This window comes from Rubrivivax sp. JA1026, assembly GCF_011065555.1.
Classification (GTDB): domain Bacteria; phylum Pseudomonadota; class Gammaproteobacteria; order Burkholderiales; family Burkholderiaceae_C; genus Rubrivivax; species Rubrivivax benzoatilyticus.
The window spans coordinates 1-1,355 of record NZ_JAALCQ010000019.1 but is presented as its reverse complement, the minus strand read 5'-3'; the positions used below and the strand labels follow the sequence as shown (position 1 = coordinate 1,355).

The 1,355-nt window shown below is 73.4% G+C and carries 2 protein-coding genes; both read left to right on the top strand.

Translation table 11 applies throughout. From position 1 onward, the window contains the following. The first annotated feature begins 94 nt into the window (after nt 1–94). Nucleotides 95–1,024 carry a bifunctional enoyl-CoA hydratase/phosphate acetyltransferase gene (locus G5B56_RS19715; RefSeq protein WP_029719094.1) on the top strand — a complete coding sequence of 310 codons (930 nt, stop codon included), beginning with the start codon at nt 95–97 and terminating at the stop codon, nt 1,022–1,024. A 7-nt stretch (nt 1,025–1,031) separates the two neighbouring features. Beyond that, nucleotides 1,032–1,355 (top strand): formate/nitrite transporter family protein (locus G5B56_RS19710; RefSeq protein ID WP_164964342.1); only part of this gene is annotated, 324 nt, incomplete at its 3' end.

The following is a 1,355-nucleotide window of genomic DNA, read 5'->3' as shown; positions in this document are numbered from 1 at the left end:
GCCGTCGACTGACGCCGGCCCCGGCGTTTCCCACTGCTTACGACACACCGGGTGCCCACCCGGCCGGGCCTGCCTTCGCCTGGAGATCACCACGATGTCCACCCTCCGCTTGTGCGCCGCGCCGAAAGCGCGTGCGGCCGCTGCCGCGTGCGAAGCGCCGCTGCCGACGGCGCTGGTCTATCCCTGCGACGACATCTCGCTGCGGGTCGCCGTCGAGGCTGCGAGCACCGGGCTGATGGCTCCGGTGCTCGTCGGCCCGGCGGCGACGATGCAGCGGCTGGCGGCGATGCAGGCGCTGGACCTGTCGGGCTGCTGCCTCGTTGACGCCACTTCCGCGCACGCGGCCGTCGAAGTTGCCGCCCAGCTGGCGCGCGACGGCGAGGTCGGCGCGCTGATGCAGGGGGCGCTGCCTGCGGACGAGATGGTGGCCCTCGCGATGCGCAAGGACCACGGGCTGCGCGTCGCGCCACGCCTGAGCCAGGTCGCCGTCGTGCAGGTGCCCGGCCGCGCACGGCCGCTGCTGATCACCGACGCGGCGATCAACGTCTCGCCGTCGCTCGAGGACAAGGCGCAGATCGTGCAGAACGCGATCCGGCTCGCGCAGGCGCTCGGCCTCGCGAGGCCCAAGGTCGCGATCCTGTCGTCGACCGAGGCGGTGAACCCGAAGATCGCCTCGACGCTGGAAGCCGCCGTGCTCTGCAAGATGGCCGAACGCGGCCAGATCACCGGGGGCCTGCTCGACGGCCCGCTGGCGCTGGACGACGCGATCTGCGCCGACACCGCTCGTGCCAAGGGTCTGGCCTCGCCGGTGGCCGGCGACGCCGACATCCTGCTGGTGCCCGACCTCGTGGCCGGAGACCTGCTGGTCAAGCAGCTGCGCCTCTTTGCCGCCGCCGACGCGGCCAGTGTCGTGCTCGGCGCCCGGCTGCCGGTGATCCTGGCCGGCGCCACCGACACGCTGCGTTCGCGCCTCGCGTCCTGTGCACTCGCCGCGCGGCTCGCGGCGGCGCAGCTCTCCCATTGAGAACCCGATGAGTCCTCCGTTGTCTGCGGCCGCCGAAGCGGCCCCCCGCTCGCTGTTCGACCCGCTGGCCCCCGACGCGGTGGCCTGCGCCGCCGAGGAGATGGGCGTCAAGAAGGCCAAGGCCTCGGCCGCCCAGCAGTTCGGCCTGGCCGTGCTCGGCGGCGCCTTCGTCGCGCTGGGCGCGATGTTCGCCACCGTCGCCATCGCCGGCGCCGACCACGTGCTGCCCTGGGGCGTGATGCGCCTGCTGATGGGCGCCGCGTTCTCGATGGGGCTGATGCTGGTCGTCGTCGCCGGCGCCCAGCTCTTCACCAGCGACGCGCTGATGGTG

What these genes read in the sequence shown, in the direction of transcription:
- G5B56_RS19715 (WP_029719094.1), top strand. Translation starts at nt 95, where the DNA reads ATGTCCACCCTCCGCTTGTGCGCCGCGCCGAAAGCGCGTGCGGCCGCT.